The sequence below is a fragment of the Actinocrispum wychmicini genome (assembly GCF_004345645.1).
In the GTDB taxonomy this organism is placed as follows: Bacteria; Actinomycetota; Actinomycetes; order Mycobacteriales; family Pseudonocardiaceae; genus Kibdelosporangium; species Kibdelosporangium wychmicini.
In genome coordinates this window covers 569,737-593,959 of record NZ_SLWS01000001.1, presented here as the reverse complement: position 1 = coordinate 593,959, position 24,223 = coordinate 569,737, and the positions used below count along the sequence as shown (strand labels likewise).

Sequence of the window (24,223 nt, the reverse complement as noted above, 5' to 3'; positions counted from 1 at the left end):
CAATGTTACGAGCGGACGATCATCCGAGCGATCTGGTCGGGAGCTGTATGAGCGGCTCGTGGAGCGAGGAGTCCTGGCGACGGCACCTGCCGACGGTTGAAGACCCTGCCGCGTTAGTCGCCTCGCTCGGCGACACCACAATCCCGTCGCTGGCCCAGGCGACCGCCCAACGACTGCCGGACAAGCCCGCCTTGTCCGTGGACGGCCAGGCGATGACGCATGGTTCGCTCGACGCCGCCGCGGCTTCGGCCGCCGGCTGGTTCGCCGAACGCACCCGCCCCGGCGACCGCGTCGTCCTCGTCGGGCCGTCGTCGCTCGACTTCGTGCGTTGCTACCTCGGGGTTCTGCGCGCGGGAGCTGTCGCGGTCCTGGCCAATCCGACCTACACCGAAGCCGAGCTCGCCCATCTCGTGCGCGACTCGGGCGCTGTCCTGACCGTGTCGGACATGCGGGAACCGGCCGGTGCGCCGATCGAGCCCGTCGGAAACCCCGATGACATCGCCGTTCTGGCGTACACGTCCGGAACGACCGGTCGCCCCAAGGGCGTTCCGCTCAGCCACCGTCACCTGCTGACGTCGATCCGGTCGGCGATGGCCGCGTGGCAGTGGTCCGAGAACGACGTCCTCACCCACTGCCTGCCCCTGTTCCACCAACACGGCCTGAGCGGAGTGCACGCGACCCTCGCCGCCGGCTCGTCGGCACGGCTGTTCTCGCGGTTCTCGCTGGACGAGCTGACATCGTCGATGCGTTCGGCGTCCGTGTTGTTCGCCGTACCCACGATCTACGAACGGTTAGCGTCGGCACCGGAAGCGTTTGCCGGCCTTCGGTTGTGCGTCTGCGGGTCCGCCCCGCTGAGTGCGGCGTTGGCCGCGCGGCTCCCTCGCGTGCCTCTGGTTCGTTACGGGACAACGGAATCAGGGCTGAACGTGGGCAACCCGCTGGATGCGCCGCGCGGTGACACAGTCGGCATTCCGCTGCCCGGCGTGCACGTCAGGATCGTGGCCGACGAGATCCAGATCCGCGGGCCGCAGGTGTTCAACGGCTACTGGAACAACGCCGACGACCCGTTCACCGACGACGGCTGGTTCCGCACCGGAGACCTCGGCGTGGTCGAGGACGGCCACCTGGTGATCCGCGGCCGGAGCAAGGAACTCGTCATCACCGGCGGCCTCAACGTCTACCCGCGCGAGGTCGAACTCGCCCTCGAAGAACACCCCGCCGTGGTGGCAGCGGCGGTCGCCGGGGTACCCGACGAGAGGTGGGGCGAGCAGGTCACGGCCTGGGTCGTCCTGCGCGAACCAGCGGACCTGATCGCGCACGCGCGCACTCGGCTGGCGCCGTACAAATGCCCGAAGCAGGTCGTCGTAGTGCGTTCCCTGCCTCGCAACCACATGGGCAAGATCGCCCGACACCGCCTGCGAACCCCGCTGCGACGCGCCACCGAGTTGGGCGCGTTCACCGAGATCTTCCCGCTCCAGGACGGCATTCCGGTCGCGGTCAAGGAGAACATCGACCTGTCGGTGATGGCCCGGTTCCCTGGCTGCTACGCGATCGGCCGTACCCGGATGCCCGAACTGGCCCTCTCGCTCACTACCCCGGACTGCGTCACCCCTTGGCGCGAACGGATGCATGCCGGCGGGTCCAGTGGGGGATCGGCGGTCGCGGTCGCCGTCGGCGCCGCCCGGTACGCCTTGGGCACGGACACCGGCGGCTCGATCAGGGTGCCGGCCGCGTTGTGCGGGGTCGCCGGGCTGCGGCCGACTTTCGGGGCCGTCAGCACGAGCTGTGTCACCGCTCTCGCGCCGTCGCTGGACACCCTTGGGCCGATCGCGCCGACCGCCCAGGACTGTCTCCGGGTGTTCGAGATGCTCGGCGGAACACTCACGCCACCAGCTGAGATCGCCCGGATCGGTGTCTCGCTGGACCACTGCGGGCCTGCGGTGAAACAGGTTCTCGAAGAAGCGGTCGACGCCCTTGCGCTGGAAACTGTCGACGTGACGTTGCCGGATGTGCGCGCGGCAACGTACGCGATCATGCTCGCCGAGGCCGCGGGGCTGTGGTGGGACCGGCGGGACGGGTTGAGCCCGGAGACCATCGCTGAGCTCGACAAAGGCCGTTCCACGGACGTCACGGCCGCCCGGAGGCTAGTCCAAGCCGCCCGCGAGGAGCTTGACGCGCTGTTGCGTGAAGTCGACGCGGTCCTGCTGCCGACCGTGCCCGTGCCTGCGGCCCCTGTCGACACCAAGGGGTTGGCGTCGACGTACTTCCGGTTCACGGCCCTGGCGTCGGCCACCGGACACCCGGCGATGTCCGTTCCGGCCGGCCTGGCCGACGGGCTGCCGGTGGGCGCGCAGGTGATCGGGGCTCGACAGGCCGAGGCCACCGTGGGCAGGCTGGGAACCATGATCGAGTCCACCCCGGGCGGCGTGGCCCTGGCGGAGGCCCGACCAGATTTGGTATACCAAACGTCGAGGTGAGGAGTCGTTCATGGACCTGCAGCTGACGGACAAAGTCGCCTTCGTGACCGGAGCCAGCAAGGGCATCGGCCGAGCGGTCGCCGAACAGTTGGCGGCCGAGGGCTCGGACGTGGTGATCACCGCGCGGACCGCGGACGCCCTTGAGGTCACCGCGAAGGAGATCGCCACCGCCAGCGGCCGGTCCGTGCTGCCGATGGTCGGCGACATGAGCAGGTCCGCGGACGTGGAACGCTGCGTCCAGGCCACCCTGGACCGCTTCGGCCACATCGACACCCTGGTCACGTGCGCCGGCAGCTCACCCGGCGGCCTGCTGGAGGACCTGACCGAGGAACAGTGGATGGCCAGCCTCAACCTCAAGTTCATGGGCTACGTGCGGTCAGTCCGTGCCGTGATCCCGCACATGCGTGAGCGCGGCTCCGGCTCCATCGTCCTGGTCGTCGGCAACGACGGCCTGAAGCCCAGCTACTGGGAGCTGACCGCCGGTGTCGCCAACGCGGCGGACATCAACTTCGCGTCCTCGATCGCCGAGCAGTACGGCCGCTACGGCGTCCGGATCAACACGGTCAACCCGGGCCCGGTGAACACCGACCGCTGGGACACCCTGGAGAAGGCGTTCGCCCGGGACAAGAAGGTCACCCAGGACCGCGCCCACGAACTGGCCACCAGTTCCATCCCGTTCGGCCGGATCTGCGAACCGGACGAGGTCGCCGCGCTGGTCGCCTTCCTCGCGTCGCCCCGAGCGAGCTTCATCAACGGCGCGCACATCCCGGTCGACGGCGGCCAGCGCAAAGCACTGATGGACCTGTAGGAGCCCTGATGAAGCTGACCAACGAAGTCCACATCGAGCGGGACCCCACCGAGGTCTTCAACACCTTGCTCGACGTGGCACGGGTGGCCACGTGCATGCCCGGCAGCCGCCTGCTCGGCCAACTCGACAAGGACACCTACGAGGGCGAAGTCAAAGTCAGGATCGGCCCGCTCGGCGTCGCGTACACCGGAACAGTGCGCTTCCTCCAGATCGACCACGACGGCCGCACAGCCGTCCTGAAGGCCTCCGGCAAGGAGCAGCACGGCCAGGGAAACGCCGACGCGCACGTCACCGCCAAAGTGGTGCCGGACGGCACCGGCGCCAAGGTTGCGTTCGAGACCGACCTGATGATCCGCGGCAAAGTGGCCCAGTTCGGCCGGGGCGTGATCGGCGAGGTCAGCCAACGCCTGATCGGCCAGTTCGCCGGCAACGTGGAGAACCTCCTCACCGCCAACGGCTCAGCCACCGAACCGGCCAAGCCCGTCGACGTGACCCCACCGACGGAACTGGACGGCCTCGCCTTGGTGCTGAAGCCGCTGCTGAAGCGGATCGCGCCGATCGCCGCCGGGGTGGCCCTGGGCCTGCTGGCCGGCGGCCTGCGGCGCAGGAAAGTGATCGAGGTGATCGTCAAGATCCAGCACGACAGTTAGGGCAGGACGACGTCCACGAACGCCCCGTCCGCCGCGGCGACCGGAGGCCCGACCGGCGGCTTCGCCGACACCGTCACCAGGTTCGTGAGGTCGTCGGCCGGAGCCGCCATGGTGCACTGGTAGTCCGCCAACGCCGTCAAAGCCCGTGCGCAGTCCGGCGCGATGGGGTCCGTGACCACGACATCGGTCAGCGGCACATCGCCGGTGTTCCGCACGCTCACCGTGAACGTCACGACGTCACCCGGCCGATACGGACCGCCGACACTCACCACGACCGAGATCCCCGGGTGGATCACGGTGAACCCGGCGCTCCCACCGCCCGTGACCGTCCTTTGTGTCTCGTCAACGCCGGTCGCGGTCGACACGCTGGACGCCCCCCGCGCCTCGGCGACCACCGAGCAGGCATACCGGATCTCCTGCCCGCTGCTGAGATCGCCGATCTCCTTGGCACAGCTGGGAATGTCGTCCTGCACCACGACTCCGGTCAGCGGCGCGTCCCCGCTGTTGCGTACGTCGATCGTGAACGTGACAGTGTCACCTTGCCGGACGACCGCGCGGTCAACGGTCTTGGTCAACGCCAGCCCAGGGTGGATCATCTTCACCGACGCGTCGGCCGACGCCGTCACCTGCTTGCCCAACCGGTCGGCCCCACTCACCCTGGCCGTGTTCACGTTCCCGGCGACCGGCGCGACCGCGGTGCACGTGAACGTCCCCGGCGCGGCGAGCTTTCGGCCGCACGCGGGGGTCTTCTCGTCGACCACCTCGACCCCTTGAAGCGGTGTGTCACCGGTGTTCGACACTGTCACCGTGAATGTGACAGTGTCACCGTCCCGGTAGGCGGCCTTGTCCGCGGTCTTCGTGATGCCCACCGCCGGGTTCAGCACTTCGACGGGGGTCTCCGCGCTGCCTTCGACGTCCCCGATCGGCGTCTTCCCAGTTACCTTGACGACGTTGGCGAAGTCGTCCGCCGGCGCGGTCACCGTGCATGTGTGGCTGTGCGACTGTCCACTTTCGAGCGAAGGAATCGACTGGCACCCGGCTTGGATGTCCGTCACCGGCGTTCCACCCGTGTTGGTCACTGTGATCGTGAACGTGACCGTGTCCCCAGGGTGGACCGCCGGCTTGTCGACGGTCTGGGTTACCTGCAACGCCGGTACCGCCACCGAGAACGCCAGGCTCTGCACCATGAACCCGTCCCCGGTCGTCACGAACCCGAGGTCCACGCTGCTGGCGCCGAGCGTGACCGGCATGGTCACCGATCGCACGTCCACGCTGAAGTTGTTCGGCGCGTCCGGCTTCAGGCGGCCGTCTGCCTGCGACACGAAGAAGTTGTCGCCGGGGCTGCCGTCGAACTGGTCGCCGCCGATGCCCCAGTCGCCCTCGTAGGCGGTGATTCCCACGTGCGCTTCTGTTGTCGCGGCCCGGAACCCGTCGATGTGCGCGACGGTCTTCGGGTCTCCGTTGCTCTGCCGCACGTGCCCGTCGTAGACCAGGACCTGCCGCTTCTTGCCGCCAGGCACGCTGTAGACGACCGTCAACGACCACCCGCCGATGCACCCGAACCCCTTGGGCGCCCACACGTTCCCCACCACGACAGGCCCGGCCGCGATCGCGTCGGTCACGTCGGCGTACGCCGAGTAGAACTGTCCAGCTCCCCGGAACGTCCCCGGCGGATCGACCATCACCTGCCGCGGCGCCACGTCCACCGTCTTCGACTTCGTGACCAGCCGGACCTTCTGCTTGTTCGGTGCCCCCGCCGGCAGGACCGCCGGTGTCTCCGACCCCCGTGACTGGCACATCGGGACCGTCGAGTCGGCGAACAGGCCCGTGTTGCCGCCCCAGTGCAGGCGCGCGAACTCGACCTTCGCGTTGGCCGGCAGGTCGACCGTGGCGCTGCTGGAGTCGAACGTGCCCGGGTCGTCGTCGACGTCCGCCCACTGCATGAAGAAGTTGTCGTTGACCCGCTTGTTGGCCCGCATGGCCGCGTCCGCACACGCGCCCGGCGTGTTGCCCTCACTGGTTGTCGGCGCGTTGTCGGCTGCCACCGGGCACCGCAGGGAACCATTGCCAACGCTAAGAAAGTCGCCGTTGACGATCCGGTTGTACGCCTGCTCGAACGGTTCCGCGGCGTCAGCGCGGGCAGCGCCGGTCAAACCTGCCAACAACACCAGCCCGACCAGCACAAGGCGCATATCCAGGAAGTCTGTCAGGGCAGGCGGTTCCCGGCAGCGCCGTTCACTCGTTCGAGTCGGGCCGGCTCGTGTCCACGCGGTGGAAGTTCAGGTACGCCCGCGACGGCGTCGGCCCCCGCTGCCCCTGGTAGCGCGACCCGGCCCGCTGCGACCCGTACGGATGCTCCGCCGAACTGGACAACCGGAACAGGCACAACTGTCCGATCTTCATCCCCGGCCACAACGTGATCGGCAGGTTCGCCACATTGGACAGCTCCAGCGTGATGTGCCCGGAGAACCCCGGGTCGATGAACCCGGCCGTGGAGTGCGTCAGCAACCCCAGCCGCCCCAACGACGACTTCCCCTCCAGCCGGCCGGCCAGGTCGTCCGGCAACGTGACCCGCTCGAACGTGGATCCCAGCACGAACTCACCGGGGTGCAGCACGAACGGCTCGTCGCCCTCCTGCTCGACCAGCGACGTGAGCTCGTCCTGCTGCTGAGCCGGGTCGATGTGGGTGTACTTGGTGTTGACGAACACCCGGAAGAACCGGTCGAGCCGAACGTCGATGCTCGACGGCTGCAGCATGGCGGGGTCGTACGGGTTCACCCCGAGCCGCCCCGACTCGAGTTCCTTGGCCAGATCGCGATCGCTCAACAACACGCGCCCACCCTAGCGATGAACCCTGGTGCGGGCTTGAGCCGCCGTCATGTAGGGTAGGCCAGGCAACGCGGATGTAGTTCAATGGTAGAACATCAGCTTCCCAAGCTGAATACGCGGGTTCGATTCCCGTCATCCGCTCTCACAGAGTTCTCGCTGGCCACCAGCGGTTGGACGCAGCCCGGTGCCAAGCGGAGTGTGCCCTGCGGGCGAGTCGCCCAGCGAGCGGCTGACCACCAGAATGAAGCTGCCCCACTCTGCGCTTTGTGGTCACCTAAACAGAGGTGGGACAATTACCCACAATTCCCCGAACAATAAGCGACCGCCGAATGCTTGTCGCACCGGCGGTCACTTTCAGCAATCTAAAACAAGGATTTCCCTAACCCGGTGTGGCGGATACCGGATCGAGAAACGCGGACCCCACCACACGGTTGCGGCCCCCGCGCTTGGCGGCGTACACGGCCGCGTCCGCCGAGGCCAGGACCTCGTCCAGGGTCGATCCGCCGGTCGGGTAGGCCGCCACCCCGATGGACGCCGAGCGGTCCTGGATGGTGACCGGGGTGCCGTCGTTCGTCCTGCTGTTCACCACCAGCTCGGTGATCAGGCCACGGATGCGCTCGGCCGCCACCAGTGCCTCAAGCTCGGACGCGCCGGCCAACAGAACCACGAATTCCTCGCCGCCGAACCGGCCGACCAGGTCGTGCGTCCGGGTCTCCCGTTTCAGCAGACCGGCGAGCGCGATGAGCATGTCGTCGCCGGCGAGGTGGCCGAAGCTGTCGTTGATCTTCTTGAAGAAGTCCAGGTCGATCATGAGCACGCTGAACTCACCGTCGGCCCGGCCGGCCCGCGACAGCTCGCGCTGGCCCTGCTCGTGCCACGCGGTGGCGTTCAGCAGACCCGTCTTCTGGTCCTTGGACGCCAGCTCCTCCAGCTGCTTGGCGAGCACCGACCGCTGCAGCACGAAGATCGGCACGAACACCACGACACACAGCAGAGGCTGGTTGACCAGCGACAACACCAGCAGGCCGCCCAGGCAGAGGGTGGCCATGTCCAGCAGGTTGTCGTCCCAGGTGCCGATGATGGAGTGGACGCTCGCGCGGTCCGGCGCGGCCAGGTACAGACCGACACCGGTGATCGCGGTGTTCGCCGTGAAGTACATGACGGCCGCAACGCACACCGCCGCGGCCGCGTTCGGACCGGTCAGCGCGTCGGCGCCGAAGAGTCCGAAGGTCACGGCGCTGGCCGCGAAGCAGGTCAGGCTCACGCCGTTGGCGTTGGTGATGGTGCGGTGCAGCGCCACGTGCTGGATGCCCAACCAACTGCGGATCCCCGAGTGCAGGTAGAGGGTGAAGCTCAGCAGGGCGATCAGCTGGGGCGGCAGGAGCAGGATGGCGGGCAGCATCCAGACCGACGTCATGCTGATGTGCGGAGTGACGTTGAGTGACCGACGCATCCGCTCGATCTTGCGGCTGATCTCGGCCTGCAGGACCCCCAGTCCGGCGAGCACGAGGAACATCACCAGCTGTCTGCTGGTCACCGGCACATACACGATCGCCGCGACGATCAGCCCGAGCGTGACCGCCTCGGTCGCCAGTGTGTAGCGAATCCAGTTTCTCGGCCGTTTCCACAACGCCCAGTCACGGAACGGCACCCATTGTCGCCTGGCTGGTTCCTCCGAAGTCGTCATCCTTCCCCCAAAACCCCTCTTTGTCGCTCTAGGCGATGCGCCCGTTTACAGACAGTTTCCACCGGATGGCAGGCTGACGACAAGGGCCATAGGTGTGTATTTTCTAATAGTCGTCAAAGGGAAGGTGAGCACCAATGGGCAGCACCAAGGATCAGTGATGTCGCCGCGCCAGGGCATCTCCGGCAGCCTCTGGCCACTGCATCCCTGGGGGCGTTAGGCGCCTTCCGCGGCTGTGGTGTCCGGAATCCAGCGCTCCGGACTCCGGCGAATACTACGGTGCCACGCGACAGCCAGCGGGACCGCCAACAGCAACCCGGCGGTCCCAAAGGTCCCCACCGTCGTCTGCGGCGACACGTGATCGGCCATCAGGCCACCGATCAGTGGGCTCACCCCCAGCACAGTCGTCAGTCCGGTGTTCGACAGGCCCATGGCCTGCGCCCGGCTGGCGTCGGGAACGCCGAGCGAGTACGTGGCTGTCGCCTGCATCAAGGCCACGGTACCCAGCCCCCCTGACACAACGAACAGCACGAACGAGACCGCCAGGCCGGGCTGCAGGAAGCAGAGCAGCAGCGGCACGGCCGCGGCCAGCGAAAGGACGCCGGGCAGCCGCGGCTTCAGCCCGGGGGGCACCCACCTGGTGTAGATGAAGGCGCCCAAAGCGCTGCCCAAAGGGTCACTGGCGAAGATCAGTCCGGTGGCCACGGTACTGCCGCCGAACACCGCCTGGGAGTACGGCGCGGCGATGCCCTCGTACACCGGCAACAGGCCCATCAGCCACGTGACGAACAGCAGCGACCGCAGGCCGGGATCGGCGAACACGGTCCGGCTGCCCTGCGCGATCGAGCCGAAGAACGACGGGCGCTCGTTCTTCTTGGCGGCCGCCGGGCGACTGCGCACCCCGGTCCGCACCAGGATCGCGGACACCACGAACGTGGCCGCGTCGATCACCAGCGCGACCCGCGAGTCGATCTGCGAGATCAACAGGCCGCCGCCGGCGAACCCGGCGAGCTGGGCGGTCTGCGTGGTGATGTTGCGGATCGCCATGCCGGTGATGAACCGGTCGCCCTTGAGGATGTCCGGCAGCATCGCCAGTTGGGACGCTTTGAACAGCGGGTTGAACAGTGTCGCGCAGGCGACGAACACCGCCATCGCCCACAGCGGCATGGCCGGCACCGCGACCAGCAGGATGAACAGGCAGCGGACCAGGTCGGCGGCGATCATCACGTTCCGCCGCGGGAACCGGTCGGCGAGCGGGCTCAGCAGGATGCCGCCGAGCAGCGAGGGGGCGAACGTCAGGGCGTAGGTGAGGCCGGTCAGCGTGGCGGAACCGGTCTGCTTGAAAACGAGCACCGACAGGGCCACCCTGGCCATCTGGTCGCCGAAGATGGACATGATCTCGGCGAACCACAGGGCCCGGAACTCTGCCAGTCCGAACACCTCGCGGAACGTCGCTCGCCCTGGTGCTTCCGTCACTCACCGACCCCTTATGTACATGTCCGACCGGGCCTGGCCCACGCAACGGACCGCCCCGCGGGACCTTAGGTGCCCGCGGTCACGAGTCCATCACGAAGCGTCAGCCGGTCAAGTGTCCCGCATCAGCACGCTAGCCGGCGGCCCTTTCGGATGACTGGCCGCCGGCGTCCGAGTTGAGGAAATCGGCCTACCGTGCCATGTCCGCCTGGTCAGCCGCCACGTCCGTTCGGATCGATCCGCACCACCACACCGGGAAGATCGATCAGGACGCCGTTCAGCTCCGCGCGGGTCCGGGCTTCCATCGCCGCGGCGATCCGCGACGAGAACCCGTCAAGGTCGATCAGCCCCCGTTCGAGGGCCCTGTTCAGCAGGCCGGCGACATGCTCCCGCTCGGCGTCGGACACCCGCAGGTCACGCGGGTCGATGCCGGGTCGCGGCCGCCCCTTGGTCCCACCCTCTTCAGCCACAATGTGCACGTTAGTCGAAACTCTTAGTTGGCGAAATGTTTAGCCGTGGCCGACCAGTCCACTTAGGGCCGTTCAGCCGAGTCAGCCCACCGCACGCAGGGTCGCCATCGCCCGGTCGACCTCCCAGAACGCACGCAGCGCCCTGATCAGGCCGTCCGGCCCGACCCGGTAGGTGAACACACCGTCGGTGTCCACCCGCATGCCGCCCGGCAGAAACGCCGTGATGGTGCCGATGTTGGCCACTTCGTCGCCGGCCGCGAACGAGTCGTCAATGGCGAACTCGAACCGCTCGACGACCGCGATGGTCCTGTCCCAGAACGCCGCGATGGCCACCGGGCCGCGGTGGCCCGCGCCGGTCGGGTCCAGGTAGGACGTTCCGATCGGGTCCTCGACCACGGCGTCCGGCGCGAACAGTGCCAGCCACTCGTCCTTGGCGCCCCGGCAGACCGCGTCCATCGACCGGCGGGACGCGCTGCGGGCGGGGTGTTCGGTCTCGGTCGCCGCCCAGGTCACTGCCGTCATCTCCGGACACTCCTCACATGGTGGCCATGATCTCGTCGGCGAACCGTCGCAGACCGTCCTTCTTGGCCTGCAGCGGGCCGTCCATCGGCACGCCGTAGAACACCCACGGGGCCACCAGCACGTCAGTGACGCCGATCTCGGCCTGCTGCCGGTAGCCGTCCAGGCCGAACCGGTCGACGCACACCGCCTGGATCTCGAACGGCAGGTCGGCGCGGCCGTACTCGGCGCGTAGCAGGGTCAGCCGGTCGATGGTCTGGGCGAGGTCGTCGAACTTGATCATCGCCGAGGTCCAGCCGTCGCCGACCCTGGCCGCCCGGCGCAGGCCCCGCTCGGTGTGGCCGCCGACGTAGAGCGGCACGGGCTCGGTGGGGGCGGGGCTCATCCGCAATCGGTCGAAGTCGAAGAACTCGCCGTGGTACTCGACCATGCCGCCGGCCAGGACCAGCCGGAGCACCTCGATGGCCTCGTCCACCCGGGCGCCGCGGTTCTCGAACGGCGCGCCACACCACTCGAACTCCTCGGGCGTCCAGCCGATGCCGACCCCCAACCCGAACCTGTTGCCAGTCAGGCAGGCAACGGACCCGACCTGCCGGGCGAGCAGCAGCGGGTTGCGCGGGCCGAGTTTCAGAACCTGGGTGTAGAACCTGATCTCATCGGTGACGGCGCCCATCGCGGCGGCCGCGACGAGCGGGTCCACCCAGGGCGTCTCCTCGTTCCAGAACCGCGACCCGTCCGCGGTGTACGGATAGTCCTCGGACACCCGTTCCGAGAAGAAGATGGAGTCCGGCAAGGCTATTGCCGAGTAGCCGCACTCCTGCGCGGTGCGCGCCAGCTCGGTCAGCTGGTCGAGCGGACTCAGTGCGACGGCGACGGTGAACTTCATCCGTGTGCTGCCCTTCGGTCGGCTCGACGGAAGGGTAACTGTAACGTGTTCTAGTCGCGTGTGTCACGCTGCCGCAGGACCACCACACCACTGTCCAGATCCACCTGGTTGGGCGGCGCGCCGTCGTTCTCCTCCTCGCGCATCAGGGACTGGGTGGCTCGCTGGTCAAGCTCGTAGCGTTTCGTGCCGTAGAGAAAGGCTGTGAACTCGTCGAAGGACGCCCCGGACACCGGCAGCCCGCCGGTCTTGCGGGTCTTGCGCATCCGGCGCCAGACCCGCTCAAGCACCCCCAGTGCGAGGAGTAAGAAGACCAGGGCAGGGAGTGACACCGCCCACACCATCGCCTGCATATCCGACCAACGGGCATATTCAGGATCTGGTTCCCGATGACGTGTGCCCGGACACTGGACAGTTATCACCCGCGGGGGTGAGTTTTCGTGTTACCGCACGTCACATCGGGCCACTACGTCACGACTGGAGGTCTCTGACGTCGCAGTATCGGACGAGTGAGGAGGCGTGGAGGTGTGGATGGCGAACAACATCGACCACCGCCAGGTGCGACCGACAGGGTTGGTCACCACCGGGCGGTCGACTGAGGGCGGTCTGGGCATCGCCCTGGTCGACTCCGTGCCGCTGGTGCGCGAGGGCTTGTCCGCGCTCGTCATGCGAACCCGGGGGCTGCGCTGGGTCGGCGCCGCCGGCAGCCCGCATGCGGCGCTACAGCTGTGTGAACGGTTCCGGCCGCACGCGGTGATCATCGACTCGGGCCTGGATCCCCGGTGGCACCTGTCCAGGATGCTCATCGGCAACGATCCCGACCTGGGCGTGCTCCTGATGATCCGGGAGACGCAGCGCAACACGCCGTACATCGCGGGCGCGATCGCGGCCGGTGTGCACGGCGTCATCTCCCGGCGCAGCGAGCCGCCCCAGCTGATCCAGGCCATCCAGCGTGTCCACGCCGAACGCCGGTACATCGACCCCACGCTCGCGTCCGCCCTCGGCACGCCGAAGGGCAAGCCGATCGCCCCGCCGGTGAACCCGGGCCAGCAGCCGCTGTCCCGGCGGGAGTACCAGGTGCTCCAGCTGATCGCCGACGGCCTGGAGAACCAGGCGATCGCCAAGATCCTTTATGTATCTGTGGAGACCGTCCGCACTCATGTGAAGAGCATCCTGCGCAAGCTGTCCGCGCGGGATCGCACGCACGCGGTCGCGGTGGCTTTCCGGTCCGGCGTTCTGACCGTCAACCAGGAGGATCACCCCTATTAGAGTTACTTCACTTGCTTAGGTTACCGGCGGGTAATAAACTGGGGTTACCGGCGAGTAGCACGAGCCTGCCCGGCGCCGGTGCAGCCTGACAGGGGAGCGACCACATGGGCCACTACAAGAGCAACGTGCGCGACCTGGAGTTCAACCTCTTCGAAGTGTTCAACGTCCAGGAACGACTCGGCACCGGACCGTTCGCCGAGTCCGACGAGGAGACCACGCGCGGTTTGCTGGCCGAGCTGAACAAGCTGGCGGTGGGACCGCTGGCCGAGTCGTTCGCGGAAGGGGACCGCGAAGGCACGAAGTACGACCCGAAGACGTTCACGGTCACGCTGCCCGACAGTTTCAAGCGGTCGTACCAGGCGTTGTGGGACGGCGAGTGGTACCGGCTGGGCCTCGGTGACGAGCTCGGCGGCATGGGCATCCCGCCGACGGTGACCTGGGCCGCGGCCGAGCTGATCCTCGGCTCCAACCCGGCGATCTTCATGTACATGGCCGGCCCGAACTTCGCCCAGGTCATCCACCGCAACGGCAACGACCTGCAGAAGCACTGGGCGCAGCTGATGATCGACAGGGGCTGGGGCGCCACCATGGTGCTCACCGAGCCGGACGCCGGTTCGGACGTCGGCGCCGCACGCACCAAGGCCGTGCTGCAGGCGGACGGCACGTGGCACGTGGACGGCGTGAAGCGCTTCATCACGTCCGGCGATCAGGACATCACCGAGAACATCCTGCACCTGGTGCTGGCCCGGCCGGAGGGGCCTGGCGTCGAGACCAGGCCGGGCACCAAGGGCCTCAGCCTGTTCCTGGTGCCGAAGTTCCACTTCGACCCGCAGACCGGCGAGCTGGGCGACCGCAACGGCGCGTTCGTGACGAACGTCGAGCACAAGATGGGCCTGAACGCGTCGGCCACCTGTGAGGTGACCTTCGGGCAGCACGGCACCCCCGCGGTCGGCTGGCTGCTCGGCGACGTGCACAACGGCATCGCGCAGATGTTCCAGGTCATCGAGTACGCCCGGATGATGGTCGGCACCAAGGCGATCGCCACCCTGTCCACCGGCTACCTGAACGCGCTGGACTACGCCAAGGAGCGCGTCCAGGGTGCCGACCTGCCGAACATGCTCGACAAGTCGGCGCCGCGGGTGACCATCACGCACCACCCCGAGGTCCGCCGCAGCCTGATGCTGCAGAAGGCGTACGCCGAGGGCCTGCGCGCGACCTACCTGTACACGGCGACGTACCAGGACAAGATCGCCATGGACGCCCCGGACAAGGCCCTGTACGAGCGGGTGAACGACCTGCTGCTGCCGATCGTCAAGGGGGTCGGCTCCGAGCGGGCGTCCGAGCAGCTGACCCAGTCGCTGCAGATCCTGGGCGGCTCCGGCTTCCTGCAGGACTACCCGATCGAGCAGTACATCCGGGACGCCAAGATCGACTCGCTGTACGAGGGCACCACCGCCATCCAGTCGATGGACTTCTTCTTCCGCAAGATCGTCCGGGACAAGGGCCAGGCGCTGGCGCACATCGCCGGCGAGATCACCGCCTTCCTGTCCGCGGAGAGCGGCAACGGGCGGCTCAAGGAGGAGCGGGCGCTGCTCAAGCAGGGCCTTGAGGACGTGCAGGGCATGATCGGCGCGCTGATCGGCTACCTGATGGCGTCCCAGGAGGACTCACGCAGCATCTACAAGGTCGGCCAGCACACCGTCCGGCTGTTGCTGGCCACCGGCGACCTGGTGATCGGCTGGCTGCTGCTGCGCCAGGCCGACGTCGCCCTGCGCGCCCTGTCCGGCGACGTCTCCGCCCGCGACAAGTCCTTCTACGAGGGCAAGGTCGCGGTGGCCTCGTTCTTCGCGCACAACGTGCTGCCCGAACTGTCCGCCGGCCGCAAGATCGTCGAGGGTGCCGACAACACCCTGATGGACCTGACCGAAGCGGCTTTCTAGCTCGCCATCCCGCGGTGAGAACAGGGCGGCGTTCCCCATGGGGATCGCCGCCCTTGCGCTTTCTCGTCAGGCCGGCGGGCCGCAGGTGATCTTGGGTTGCGGGTTGTACTTCACGGTCCGGGTGTCCTTGCGGACGACGTTGCCGTTGAGGTCCTTGATGACCCGGGTGTCCGACGCGGTGAAGCCAGGTGCGCCGTTGCTTGGCCGGCAGTTCGCCGCCGGACCGGCCTGTTCGGCCGGGTCGGTCGGGTTCGTGCGCGGGCCGGGGACCGACTCGACGTTGTAGCGCTTGGTGCCCCAGATCCGCACGGTGATGTTGCTGTTGGTCCAGATCGTCTGGATCGCGACGCCGGTGGTGGCGTCGTTGGTGAACTTCAGGTCGATCACGCTGCCGCCGTCAGGGTTCTGGAACACTGTGGCCTCGCGGGCGGCCGGGTACCGGCTGATGTAGAAGCTGTGTTCCTTGTGCCCGGCGTCCTTCATGCCGGCGAAGTAGGCGGCGTTGTACAGGGTCGTCGCGAACTGGGAGATGCCGCCGCCGACCTCCCTCGCGGGCGCGCCGTTCTCGATCACGCCGGCTTCCACGTACCCCTGCGGGGCGCCGCGGGGGCCGGTGAACCCGTTGAGGCTGAAGGTGTCTCCCGGTTTGACGACGGCGCCGTTCACCTTCTGGGCGACCGTCCTGATGTTCACGCCGGAGTCGGCTGCGAAGCCGCTGGTGGTGAACTCGCCGATGACTTCCTTGATCCCCAGCTGGTTCGCCTGGTCGGTGGTGACCTTGGCCGGTTTGGCCGCGTACTCGGCCTTGACCTCACGGCCGGTGGCCTTCTGAACCGCGTCGGCCAACGGCGCCAGCAGCGCGTCCCACTTGATCGCCTTGCCGTCGACGGACGGCTGGACCGTGGGTTTGCCGCCGTCGAACACGATGGCCGCGTCCTTGCCGTCCTTCTCCGTGGACTTCAGCTGCGGGTCGGCCGCGGCCACCAGTTTGGCCTGGTCGAACGCGGGCACCAACGTGCCGTTGTCGGCCGGCTTGAACGTCAGCGCCGTGCCGATCGCGGCCGGGCCCAGCGTGGCGTCCTTGCCGTCGCCCTTGATCACCACAGGCGCGGACACGGCTGTCTTCGCCACGGTGTCGAACGCTTTGCGCACGGCCTCGGGCGTGACCTTCACCGGCGCGACCACGACCGGCAACTCGATCGCCTTGCCGTCGGCCCACTGCCTGACCACCAGGTCGCCCGCTGCCGGGTCGAGTTTGCGGCCCGCCTTGGGCTCCACGATCGCGGGCTTGCCGTTGTCGTACGTGATGGTGCCCTCGACCGGCTGCTGGTCGACCTTCTGGCCGATCTCCGCCAGGACCCCGCCGAGCGCGGCCCGGTCGACCTGGGTCTGGAACGGGACGTCCCGGCTGGTGAAGAACGAGGTCAGCCGGGTGATCGGGTTGACCGGCTGGGCGCCGGCGTTGTCCAGGGTCCTGGCCCAGTCCGGGGCCAGGCCCGCCTTGGCCGGTTCGACCTGGGTGGTGAAGTCGGCCGCCGCCAGCCGCACCGGACGGGTCAGCCGCGGTTCGATCTGTTCCCTGAGCTTCGCCTCGGCGCTCGCCCGGCTCAGGCCACCGACCTCGACACCGGCCACCACGACGCCGCGTGGCACGTCACCCTCACTCGTCAGGAGGTCGACGAGGTACAGCACGCCGAACAAGCCCACGACGGCACCAGCCACCACCGCGGCCTTCCGGCGGAGGCTCTTGCGCTTCCGGTCGGCCTTGAGCGGGGCGGCCTTGGTCCACTGAACCGTCGGCTCGTCGGACCCGGATGGTTGGACGACGGGCAACAGGTCGGTCTGGTCGTCGTGCGACTCCGGCCACTGCGGCTGCAACGCTCAATCCTCCACGGAACTACAGGTACAGCCCGGTGCCGTGTTCGGTGCGCTCGCTGGCGATGGCGTGCACGTCGCGTTCCCGCATCACCAGGTACGTCTGCGCCTGCACCTCGACTTCGAGCTGGTCCTCCGGGTTGAACAACACCCGGTCGCCCACCTTGACCTGGCGGACGTTGTTGCCGACACCGAGCACGTCGCCCCAGGCCAGCCGGCGCGCCATCTGCGCGGTGGCCGGAATGACGATGCCGCCCGTGCTCCGCCGCTCCCCATCCTCGGGTGAGATCCGCACCAACACCCGGTCGTGCAGCATCTGGATCTCGAGTTTGAGTTCGGACACGGGCGAATCGTACTTGCCCGCCGGCAAGCGGCGGGCACTGGATTAGTCGTCCATGCCACCCATCACCAACGGCAAACGGCGCAACCCGGTATCGGCCATCCGGACAGGCACCCCCCAGTCCTGCCTGGTCAGCCGGCACACCGGGTGCTCGACAGCGAGGTCGTCATCACAGCTCGCGGCCTGTGCCACCACATGCAGCACACCGTTGTCGATGTTCGCGAGGGTGATTTTCCGACTCAGCTCGGTAGTCACACCCGCGCCGTCGACGAGCAGCTCGGGCGGTGACGCGGTGACCTCCAGGCGCGTCGACGGCCCGTAGCGGTCGTCGAGCTTCTGGCCGGGCGGCGGCTGGAACACCACGACCAACTCGACCACCCCGGGCCGTAGCTCGGTCGGCGGCCGTTTGACCTGGTGGGCCTGGCCGGCGATGCGCTGCTCGTCGCCGGGCGCGATCGGGAACTCGATCCGGTGCGCGGCGGACACGACGACCGCGATCCGCCCGTCGATCGTCGCGATCCCCGACGGCTCCGCGAGACCGGTCGCGAGCGTGGACACCTCACGGGTCTCCGGGTCGTACCGGCGGATCGCGCCGTTGTACGTGTCCGCGATCGCGACAGTCCCATCCTGCAACACAGCGACCCCCAACGGATGCTGCAACAGCGCTTGCTCCGCGTCACCGTCACGGTGGCCGAAGTCGAACAGTCCCTTGCCGATCGCCGTGTGCACGGTCAGATCCGCGTCGATCCAGCGAAGCGCGGACGTCTCCGAATCCACCAGCCACAGCCGCTCCTCAGTGGCCGCGAGCCCCGAGGTCTGCGCGAAGAACGCGTCCTTTACCAGCGCGTCGTACAAACCCTCCACTGTGGTACCGGCGAACCGGGAAACCTTGTCCCGCAAAGGATCGAAGTGCCCCAACGTGTGGTTGCCGGCCATCGCCACGATCACGCCGTCGCGCCACCACACGACGTCCCACGGACTGGACAGGTCAATTTCCCGCGCGGGCCCGTCAACCGGCCCGTCCCGCCACTGCTCACCGGTCCCGGCAACAGTGGTCACCTCACCCGTGCTCAGGTTGAGCCCCCGCAGCAAGTGGTTGACCGTGTCCGCGACCACCGCGTCATAACCCACCTGAGCGGCAACGTCCTTGGGCAGCAACGCGATCCCGGACGGCTCGGCGAACGCGGGCTTCAGCCCGTCCCGCCGCCCTCTCGTCCGGTCACCGATCCGCCGAATGACCGTCTCCCCATCCGCCGCCAACTCCACGACACTGTGGTTGCGCGTATCCGCCACCAGCAACGTCCCGTCCGACGTGACAACAGCCTTCGCCGGGAACCTCAACTCCGTCGCCTCCGACACCGGCGGCACATACGGCCCATCACCCCGATGCAGTGTCCCCTTGCTCTCGTGCTCCTCGACCAACTCCCCGATCACCCGCCGCAACGCCTCCGCATGCCCCTCACCGGCAGCGACATGGACGACATACCCCTCGGGATCCACCAGGACCAACGTGGGCCACGCCTTGACCGCGTAGTTCTGCCAACTGGTCAACTCAGGGTCGTCGAACACCGGATGCCGCACCTCGTACCGTTCCACCGCGGCCCGCAACGCCGCCGGATCGGCCTCGTGCACGAACTTCGGTGAATGCACCCCGATGGTCACCAGGACGTCCGCGAACTCCTCCTCCAACGGCCGCAACTCGTCCAGGACATGCAGGCAGTTGACGCAGCAGAACGTCCAGAAGTCCAGCAGGACGATCTTGCCCCGCAGGTTCTTGAGCTGGACATCCTCACCACCCGTGTTCAACCAGCCACGCCCAACGAGTTCGGGCGCCCGCACCCGAGCCTTCCGTTTGATCGAATTGGTCACGGTTACAGTGAACACCGCTGCGGAGGTCGCTGTTCTGAATGCCCACACTGCAGGACCAGAACATCGCCGGCAGATCGTCCTTGTCAGAACCCCCCCTCTTTTGAGTGACCCACCATGCAGAACCCCCCTGGTTCTGATAAGCCTGTTCCGTGCGCGACGATGAGATCCAAGGCCGGCTTCGCGAAGTCAACCCGTGGTGGCGGGCAGTTGCCGCCGGTGGTGACCCGTGCTCATGGGTCACCCACGACCGCGCCCTCCGGGACCGCGCTCGCCACGACCTGGGTTACCGGTCGGACATTCTCGACGACGTCGCATCAGGACCTGTCGATGACAAGTTGGTAGTCCTTCGCGGGCCACGGCGTGTGGGCAAGTCGGTCACGATGAAAGACGCCGCTTCCGTCCTGTGCGGACGGGAAGATGTCGATCCGCGTCAGATCGTCTACCTCCCTGCCGACGGGATGCGGGCCAAGGACCTGCGTCGTGCGCTCGTGCTGGGCAGGGACGTCACGAGGTCGGTCGACCGGAACGGAGCACGTCCCAGGATTTGGCTGCTGGACGAGGTGACCGGCATCGAGGACTGGACAGCGGCACTCAAGTACCTACGGGACAACACACTCGTCGGAGATGACACCGTCGTCTGCACTGGATCGTCGTGGAGTGACACGGCGGATGTGGAACGAGATCTGCTGGCCGGGCGGGCCGGTAACGGAGCATGCCGGCGAACGCGACTGTTGCTGCCGATGCGTTTCCGGGATGTCCTCGCGGCCACCCGTCCGGAGCTCGCTCGGCCTGGTCCTCTCCCACCGTGGGGATTGCAGAGCGCGGAAGCCAGAGCTGTCGCGGACGACCTCGAGCTGCACGTGGATGATCTGGATCTGGCCTGGCAGTCCTATCTGACCTCGGGCGGATTCCCGCGAGCCGTTGCCGAACACGCCAAAGAAGGGATGGTGAGCCAGTCCTTCATGGAAGACCTGGCGGCCTGGTTGCATCGCGACGTCGACCACGACGCCCCGCCCGATTCCATTCCGCGCCTGCTCGCCGAACTGCAGCATCGGTCGACGTCGCCCCTCAACCGCAGAAGCACCGCTGAACAGCTGGGATACCCCAGTGCCCAGACCTTCGACGTCCGACTCAGCCGATTGATGCACAGTTTCGCGGGCTTGTGGTGTCACCAGATCGGTGACGCTGGTACCCGGATCTCCGGTGCACAGTCGAAGTTCTATCTGACTGATCCACTGCTGGCCTGGCTGGGGCATCGGTTGCGCGCCGGTCTGCCGCAACCGGCGATGCCGTCGCTCACCGAGATGGCACTCGCGTCCGCACTGGCAGTGACGATCGACGACATCGAGCCCGGCCGTTGGATGAGTGGCGACACCATCGGCTACGTGCGGACCGGCGCGGGAAACGAAGTTGATCTCGGGCCGGTCCCGGTGCCCGTGGCAGGCCAGGTGGTGCGCACGACTCCGCTCGAAGCCAAGTGGGTGTCGCACGGCTGGCGAACTGAGGCGCGGGTGGTCGAAGGCAAGTACGGCGGTGGGGTTCTGGCGACCAAGAACATCACCGACACCGGGCCGTCCACATGGGCGATCCCCGCCCCGGTGGTAGCGCTCATGCTCAACTGATCGACCGGGTCGGCTTAGTCGAGACGCAGGATGGTCTCCTCGATCTCGGTGTTCCGCGCGGGGGCGTAGGCGATCTCGGTGCCGACGACCGCGAAGCCGGCCTTCTGCAGCACCCTGATCGAGCCGAGGTTGTCGCTGGCGGCGCGGGCGCGCACGGGACGGATCTTGACCATGTCGAGCAACAGGGCGACGGCTTGGCTGGCGACCCCCTGTCCCCAGACCGAACGGTCGATCCAGTAGGTGATCTCGGTGTTGCCGTCCATGACGAAGCTGCCGATGGTGCCGACGAGCTGACCGTTCCGGGTCACCGCGCGCAGGATGAGGTCGGGTGAGGTCATCAACTTCGACATGTGGGTGTCGAAGGCCGCGCGGTCGTTGGGGTCCTTGGCGGTGAAGGCGGCCATGTGGACCGATTCGGGATCACGCATCTGCTCGAACAACGCGTCGAGGTCGGCGTTCTCGACCGACCGCAGTGCCACCTCTGTCACTGGTCTTCTCCTCACTGACGTACCGAGCTGGGGCCGAGGACGGACGCGCCGAGGTCGGTGACGCGGGCACGGAGGCCACGGTCGGCGGTCACGACCACGCACGTTCTGTCCGGCGCGGCGCGGACCAGGTCGACGATGGCGTCGTCGCCGGAGCCGGGGGCGGACACCACGCGGATCGTGTCCGAGGCGGTCACGTTCCTGGCTCTGCCTTCGACGACCATCACCACGTCCAGTGGGGGTTCGAGGGTGCCGACGCCTGTGGTGGGCAGGGTGGCGAGGGTGTCGCGGAGGCGTTCGGTGGCGCCGTGGCGGTCCTTCCACCAGCCGTCCGGGACCGAGCCGACGACGTTCGCCGCGTCGATGATCACCAGTGGGATCACTGGTGCTCCGCTTTCGCTTTGAGGCGCGTCAGGGTCGCGGTGATGTTCCGCTGGTTGACGGTGGCCCGGTCGGCGACCCCGGTGATGAGCCGGCCCACGCCGTTGAACCAGCGGGGCCGGCGGTCCCAGGTGCTCTCGGTGACCACGCACCCGGTGTCGGTCGGTTCGATGTCGTACTGCCAGCGGGCGATCGGGATGCCGAAGGACGTGACGTCGAACGCGAACTGGGTGGCCGGGGACGCGTCGGTGATCGTGGCGAGGGTCGACCAGCGGCGCACACCCCGGCGGTTGCTGCCGCGGAACCTGGCGCCGACCGTGGCGGTCCTGGCGCCGTCGAGCAGGGTGTTGCTGACCGTTTCCTCGGCCAGCGCGGACATCTCCGCCACGTCGCTGATCAGGTCGTACACCTGATCGGCCGGCGCGTTCACGGTGATCTTGTCGGTCGCCGACGGTTCCACGATGACACTCCTAGGCGCGTCTGAGCATGCGGGTCAGGCCGGCCGCGGCCGTGGTGGCGAGCACCCACCCGGTGGCGATCAGGCCGGACGCGATCCATTGTGACGCGCCCGGCGCCTGCCAGCGATTCTTGTTGCCGAAGTCGATGATCGGCACCAGCAGGTCCAGTGTGTACAGCACCGGGTTCCAGATCAGGTGGTCCTGCTCGTTGATCTCCTCCAGCCGCGGGTGGACGGCGAACCAGAAGCTGCCCAACGCGAGCGCCAGCAGCAGCCACACCAGCGCACGGGTCGGCCGGTAGCCGTAGCCCACCATGGAACGCTGCAGCCAGCTCCATAGCCGCACACCCGGCCCGAGTACCCGGAAGCCGTCGGCCATGGCCACATAGCGCCACTTCTGCTTCTCGATCAGCACAGTGGACGCGTGCTCCTCGTTGCCGCTCGCGCGCAGCACGGCGGCAAATTGGTCGTACGGGCCAGGGCTGTAGTTGCGTTGCATGGCGCCGTGCAGCCAACGTAGCCGCGTGCGGACCGCCGCGTCGTCCTTCACGTCGATCGGGACGGCGAGCGCCTCGTACCGGAAGTCCTCCAGGTCGAGCTTGCCGGTCGTGTTCCAGAACTTCTCGTTGTCCGCCAACGAAGCGCACCGCGCGTGCCGTAGCGTGACCCGGCCGCGCGGGGCCTGCCCGACGGTCAGCACGAGTTCCTGGGCGACCACGCCGTGCGCGTTCAACGCCCGCCCGGTCAACGCCGATCCGAGGATCGCGCCGTCGAAGTTGGCCTCCCGGCCGATCTCCGCGCGGTGCATCCGGACCCCGCCGTGCGCGGCGAACGGCCGGTGCCCGGCGGACAGGATGAGGTCCCGGCCGATGATCGCGGCCCGGATGTCCACCGACGGCAGCATCTCGTTGGTCCGCGCGTGTTTGCCGGGCTCGACCAGGCGGGTGCCGCGCAGGTCCATGTTCGCGCCGATCCGCGCGCCTTGCAGGGACAGGTTGCCCGCGGCTTCGACGAACCTGGCGTCCAGGTTGCCGCCGACGCTGAACCGCCGGCCGAGCACCACGTCCGCCTCGGGGTTGCGCAGGTTGGCCCCGTCCAGCAGCAGGTTGCCGCGGATGGCCACGTCCACCATCCGCGCCTGCCCGGCCAGCCGCATCGACCGCGCGTCGAAGTCGCCGCTGATCTGGGTGCCGTCCAGGTGCAGCGCCCGGTGCGGCCACGGCGGCGGCGCCTCGCCGGACACGTCGATGTCCGAACTGGACAGTCGGAGCGAGCCGCCGATGACCGCGTTGACGATCCGGAGCGTCCCGGTGGACCGCAGGCCCTGGTCCAGCTCGAGGTTGCCCTCGACCCGGATCCGGTCGGCGATCAGGGTCGCGGTCAGGTCGAACCCGGGATCGGCGCCGACGACCGCGCCGGTGAGATCCCCCGGGCGCAGGTTCGCGCCACGCAGGGAGAAGTCGCTCTCCACCCGGGTCGCTGGCAGGAACAGCCAACCGGTCGACGAGAACGCTTCCTGTGACGTGACGTCGATGCCGCACAACAGGTTCCCGCCGACATGGATGCCGTACCCGTTGAGCGCGTACCCCGAAGGGTTGTCCAGCAACGCTCCGGAGAAGTTCACGTTACCGCCGGCACGCAGCCCGGGCATCCGGATCTCGCCGTGCGCCTTGACGTTGTTCGCGAGCAACGCGCCCGCCAGCACCAGCCGGTCGGCGTGCAACGCGCGCGAACCGGATCCCAGGTTGCTCGACTTCAGGTCGAGGGAGCCTTCGACCTCGGCGTCGACCAGGTCGATCAGACCGTCCACAGTGGTCGAACCGAGGACGAGGTCGTTGGCGAACCGGGAGTTCTTCGCGCGCAGGCCGGGCAGCCAGCACTCCCGGAACTCCAGCCCGGCCAGCTTGGCCTGCCGCAGGTCCGGCGCGTTCTCGAACCGACACCGCACGAACTCCAGCAGGTACGGGAACTCCACCGCGCGCAGGTTGAGCGTGCCGGTGAGGTACTTGTCCTGCACGACGATCACAGGCGGCGTGACGGCTCGGCGACGCAGGCGCAGTCCGCCGGGGTCCGGCTCGACCACGCGACGGATGACGTCCGCCGCGGCCATGTGCGCCCACCTGGGCGGGGCAGGGGAAAACGGGTCGAGTGGCGACTCGTCCGCCGAGCCGCCACCCCGGTTGTCCGCCAAG

The 24,223-nt window shown here is 68.0% G+C and carries 21 protein-coding genes and 1 tRNA gene; 7 read left to right on the top strand and 15 right to left on the bottom strand.

Annotation, left to right across the window (positions count from 1 at the left end):
- Positions 1-47: 47 nt before the first annotated feature.
- From EV192_RS55475 to EV192_RS02890, 3 genes are read left to right on the top strand one after another with little or no spacing between them, the layout of a single operon-like run.
- The gene (locus EV192_RS55475; protein WP_132110783.1) at positions 48-2,477 is read left to right on the top strand and encodes an AMP-binding protein; all 2,430 of its coding nucleotides are present in this window, start codon (positions 48-50) and stop codon (positions 2,475-2,477) included.
- 10 nt (positions 2,478-2,487) lie between these two features.
- Positions 2,488-3,285, top strand: coding sequence for an SDR family oxidoreductase (locus tag EV192_RS02895; protein ID WP_132110781.1), 798 nt, complete (start codon positions 2,488-2,490; stop codon positions 3,283-3,285).
- 8 nt (positions 3,286-3,293) lie between these two features.
- Positions 3,294-3,935, top strand: a complete 642-nt coding sequence (locus EV192_RS02890) for an SRPBCC family protein (RefSeq protein ID WP_132110779.1) — start codon at positions 3,294-3,296, stop codon at positions 3,933-3,935.
- Here EV192_RS02890 and EV192_RS02885 read toward each other — a convergent pair.
- Both EV192_RS02885 and dcd read right to left on the bottom strand, forming a co-directional pair.
- Positions 3,932-6,127: a DUF7507 domain-containing protein gene (locus EV192_RS02885; RefSeq protein ID WP_132110777.1), complete on the bottom strand. Its 2,196-nt coding sequence runs from the start codon at positions 6,125-6,127 to the stop codon at positions 3,932-3,934. The genes EV192_RS02890 and EV192_RS02885 overlap by 4 nt on opposite strands.
- Before the next feature lie 43 nt (positions 6,128-6,170).
- The gene (gene dcd, locus EV192_RS02880) at positions 6,171-6,767 is read right to left on the bottom strand and encodes a dCTP deaminase (RefSeq protein WP_132110775.1); all 597 of its coding nucleotides are present in this window, start codon (positions 6,765-6,767) and stop codon (positions 6,171-6,173) included.
- Between the two features lie 67 nt (positions 6,768-6,834).
- On the opposite strand from dcd, the gene EV192_RS02875 reads away from it, so the two are divergent.
- Positions 6,835-6,905: transfer RNA gene (locus EV192_RS02875), tRNA-Gly, on the top strand.
- A 238-nt stretch (positions 6,906-7,143) separates the two neighbouring features.
- Here the strand turns inward: EV192_RS02875 and EV192_RS02870 are convergent.
- The 6 genes from EV192_RS02870 to EV192_RS02845 all read right to left on the bottom strand — a co-directional run bounded on the left by EV192_RS02870 (position 7,144) and on the right by EV192_RS02845 (position 12,125).
- On the bottom strand, positions 7,144-8,451 hold the full coding sequence (locus tag EV192_RS02870; RefSeq protein WP_132110773.1) for a sensor domain-containing diguanylate cyclase: 1,308 nt from the start codon (positions 8,449-8,451) through the stop codon (positions 7,144-7,146).
- Between the two features lie 213 nt (positions 8,452-8,664).
- Positions 8,665-9,924, bottom strand: a complete 1,260-nt coding sequence (locus EV192_RS02865; RefSeq protein WP_132110771.1) for an MFS transporter — start codon at positions 9,922-9,924, stop codon at positions 8,665-8,667.
- Between the two features lie 209 nt (positions 9,925-10,133).
- Positions 10,134-10,391: a DUF1707 domain-containing protein gene (locus EV192_RS02860; protein WP_207925864.1), complete on the bottom strand. Its 258-nt coding sequence runs from the start codon at positions 10,389-10,391 to the stop codon at positions 10,134-10,136.
- An 81-nt stretch (positions 10,392-10,472) separates the two neighbouring features.
- Positions 10,473-10,913, bottom strand: a complete 441-nt coding sequence (locus tag EV192_RS02855; RefSeq protein WP_132110769.1) for a nuclear transport factor 2 family protein — start codon at positions 10,911-10,913, stop codon at positions 10,473-10,475.
- A 13-nt stretch (positions 10,914-10,926) separates the two neighbouring features.
- The gene (locus tag EV192_RS02850; RefSeq protein WP_132110767.1) at positions 10,927-11,796 is read right to left on the bottom strand and encodes a TIGR03619 family F420-dependent LLM class oxidoreductase; all 870 of its coding nucleotides are present in this window, start codon (positions 11,794-11,796) and stop codon (positions 10,927-10,929) included.
- A gap of 50 nt (positions 11,797-11,846) precedes the next feature.
- Positions 11,847-12,125: a DUF6191 domain-containing protein gene (locus EV192_RS02845; protein ID WP_243726598.1), complete on the bottom strand. Its 279-nt coding sequence runs from the start codon at positions 12,123-12,125 to the stop codon at positions 11,847-11,849.
- 199 nt (positions 12,126-12,324) lie between these two features.
- On the opposite strand from EV192_RS02845, the gene EV192_RS02840 reads away from it, so the two are divergent.
- Both EV192_RS02840 and EV192_RS02835 read left to right on the top strand, forming a co-directional pair.
- Complete coding sequence (locus tag EV192_RS02840; RefSeq protein ID WP_132110763.1) at positions 12,325-13,062, top strand: response regulator transcription factor; 738 nt, start codon at positions 12,325-12,327, stop codon at positions 13,060-13,062.
- Between the two features lie 104 nt (positions 13,063-13,166).
- Positions 13,167-15,002, top strand: a complete 1,836-nt coding sequence (locus tag EV192_RS02835; RefSeq protein WP_132110761.1) for an acyl-CoA dehydrogenase — start codon at positions 13,167-13,169, stop codon at positions 15,000-15,002.
- 66 nt (positions 15,003-15,068) lie between these two features.
- Here the strand turns inward: EV192_RS02835 and EV192_RS02830 are convergent, their stop codons facing one another.
- The 3 genes from EV192_RS02830 to EV192_RS02820 all read right to left on the bottom strand — a co-directional run bounded on the left by EV192_RS02830 (position 15,069) and on the right by EV192_RS02820 (position 19,056).
- On the bottom strand, positions 15,069-16,880 hold the full coding sequence (locus tag EV192_RS02830) for a VanW family protein (RefSeq protein ID WP_132110759.1): 1,812 nt from the start codon (positions 16,878-16,880) through the stop codon (positions 15,069-15,071).
- A gap of 19 nt (positions 16,881-16,899) precedes the next feature.
- Complete coding sequence (locus EV192_RS02825; protein WP_132112915.1) at positions 16,900-17,193, bottom strand: GroES family chaperonin; 294 nt, start codon at positions 17,191-17,193, stop codon at positions 16,900-16,902.
- A 69-nt stretch (positions 17,194-17,262) separates the two neighbouring features.
- A complete protein-coding gene (locus tag EV192_RS02820; protein WP_132112913.1) occupies positions 17,263-19,056 on the bottom strand; it encodes an NHL domain-containing thioredoxin family protein in 1,794 nt (597 codons plus the stop codon).
- A 179-nt stretch (positions 19,057-19,235) separates the two neighbouring features.
- On the opposite strand from EV192_RS02820, the gene EV192_RS02815 reads away from it, so the two are divergent.
- Entirely contained in the window at positions 19,236-20,708 is a 1,473-nt protein-coding gene (locus EV192_RS02815; protein ID WP_132110757.1) for an AAA family ATPase, read from the top strand.
- A 14-nt stretch (positions 20,709-20,722) separates the two neighbouring features.
- Here the strand turns inward: EV192_RS02815 and EV192_RS02810 are convergent, their stop codons facing one another.
- Genes EV192_RS02810 through EV192_RS02795 form a run of 4 tightly spaced genes read right to left on the bottom strand, consistent with a single transcriptional unit; the run spans position 20,723 to position 24,222 of the window.
- A complete protein-coding gene (locus EV192_RS02810) occupies positions 20,723-21,196 on the bottom strand; it encodes a GNAT family N-acetyltransferase (RefSeq protein ID WP_132110755.1) in 474 nt (157 codons plus the stop codon).
- 11 nt (positions 21,197-21,207) lie between these two features.
- Positions 21,208-21,576, bottom strand: coding sequence for a hypothetical protein (locus EV192_RS02805; protein WP_132110753.1), 369 nt, complete (start codon positions 21,574-21,576; stop codon positions 21,208-21,210).
- Positions 21,573-22,037, bottom strand: coding sequence for an SRPBCC family protein (locus tag EV192_RS02800; RefSeq protein WP_132110751.1), 465 nt, complete (start codon positions 22,035-22,037; stop codon positions 21,573-21,575). Before EV192_RS02800 ends, EV192_RS02805 begins: the two co-directional genes overlap by 4 nt.
- Before the next feature lie 7 nt (positions 22,038-22,044).
- Positions 22,045-24,222: a pentapeptide repeat-containing protein gene (locus tag EV192_RS02795; protein WP_132110749.1), complete on the bottom strand. Its 2,178-nt coding sequence runs from the start codon at positions 24,220-24,222 to the stop codon at positions 22,045-22,047.
- Between the last annotated feature and the right edge of the window lies 1 nt (position 24,223).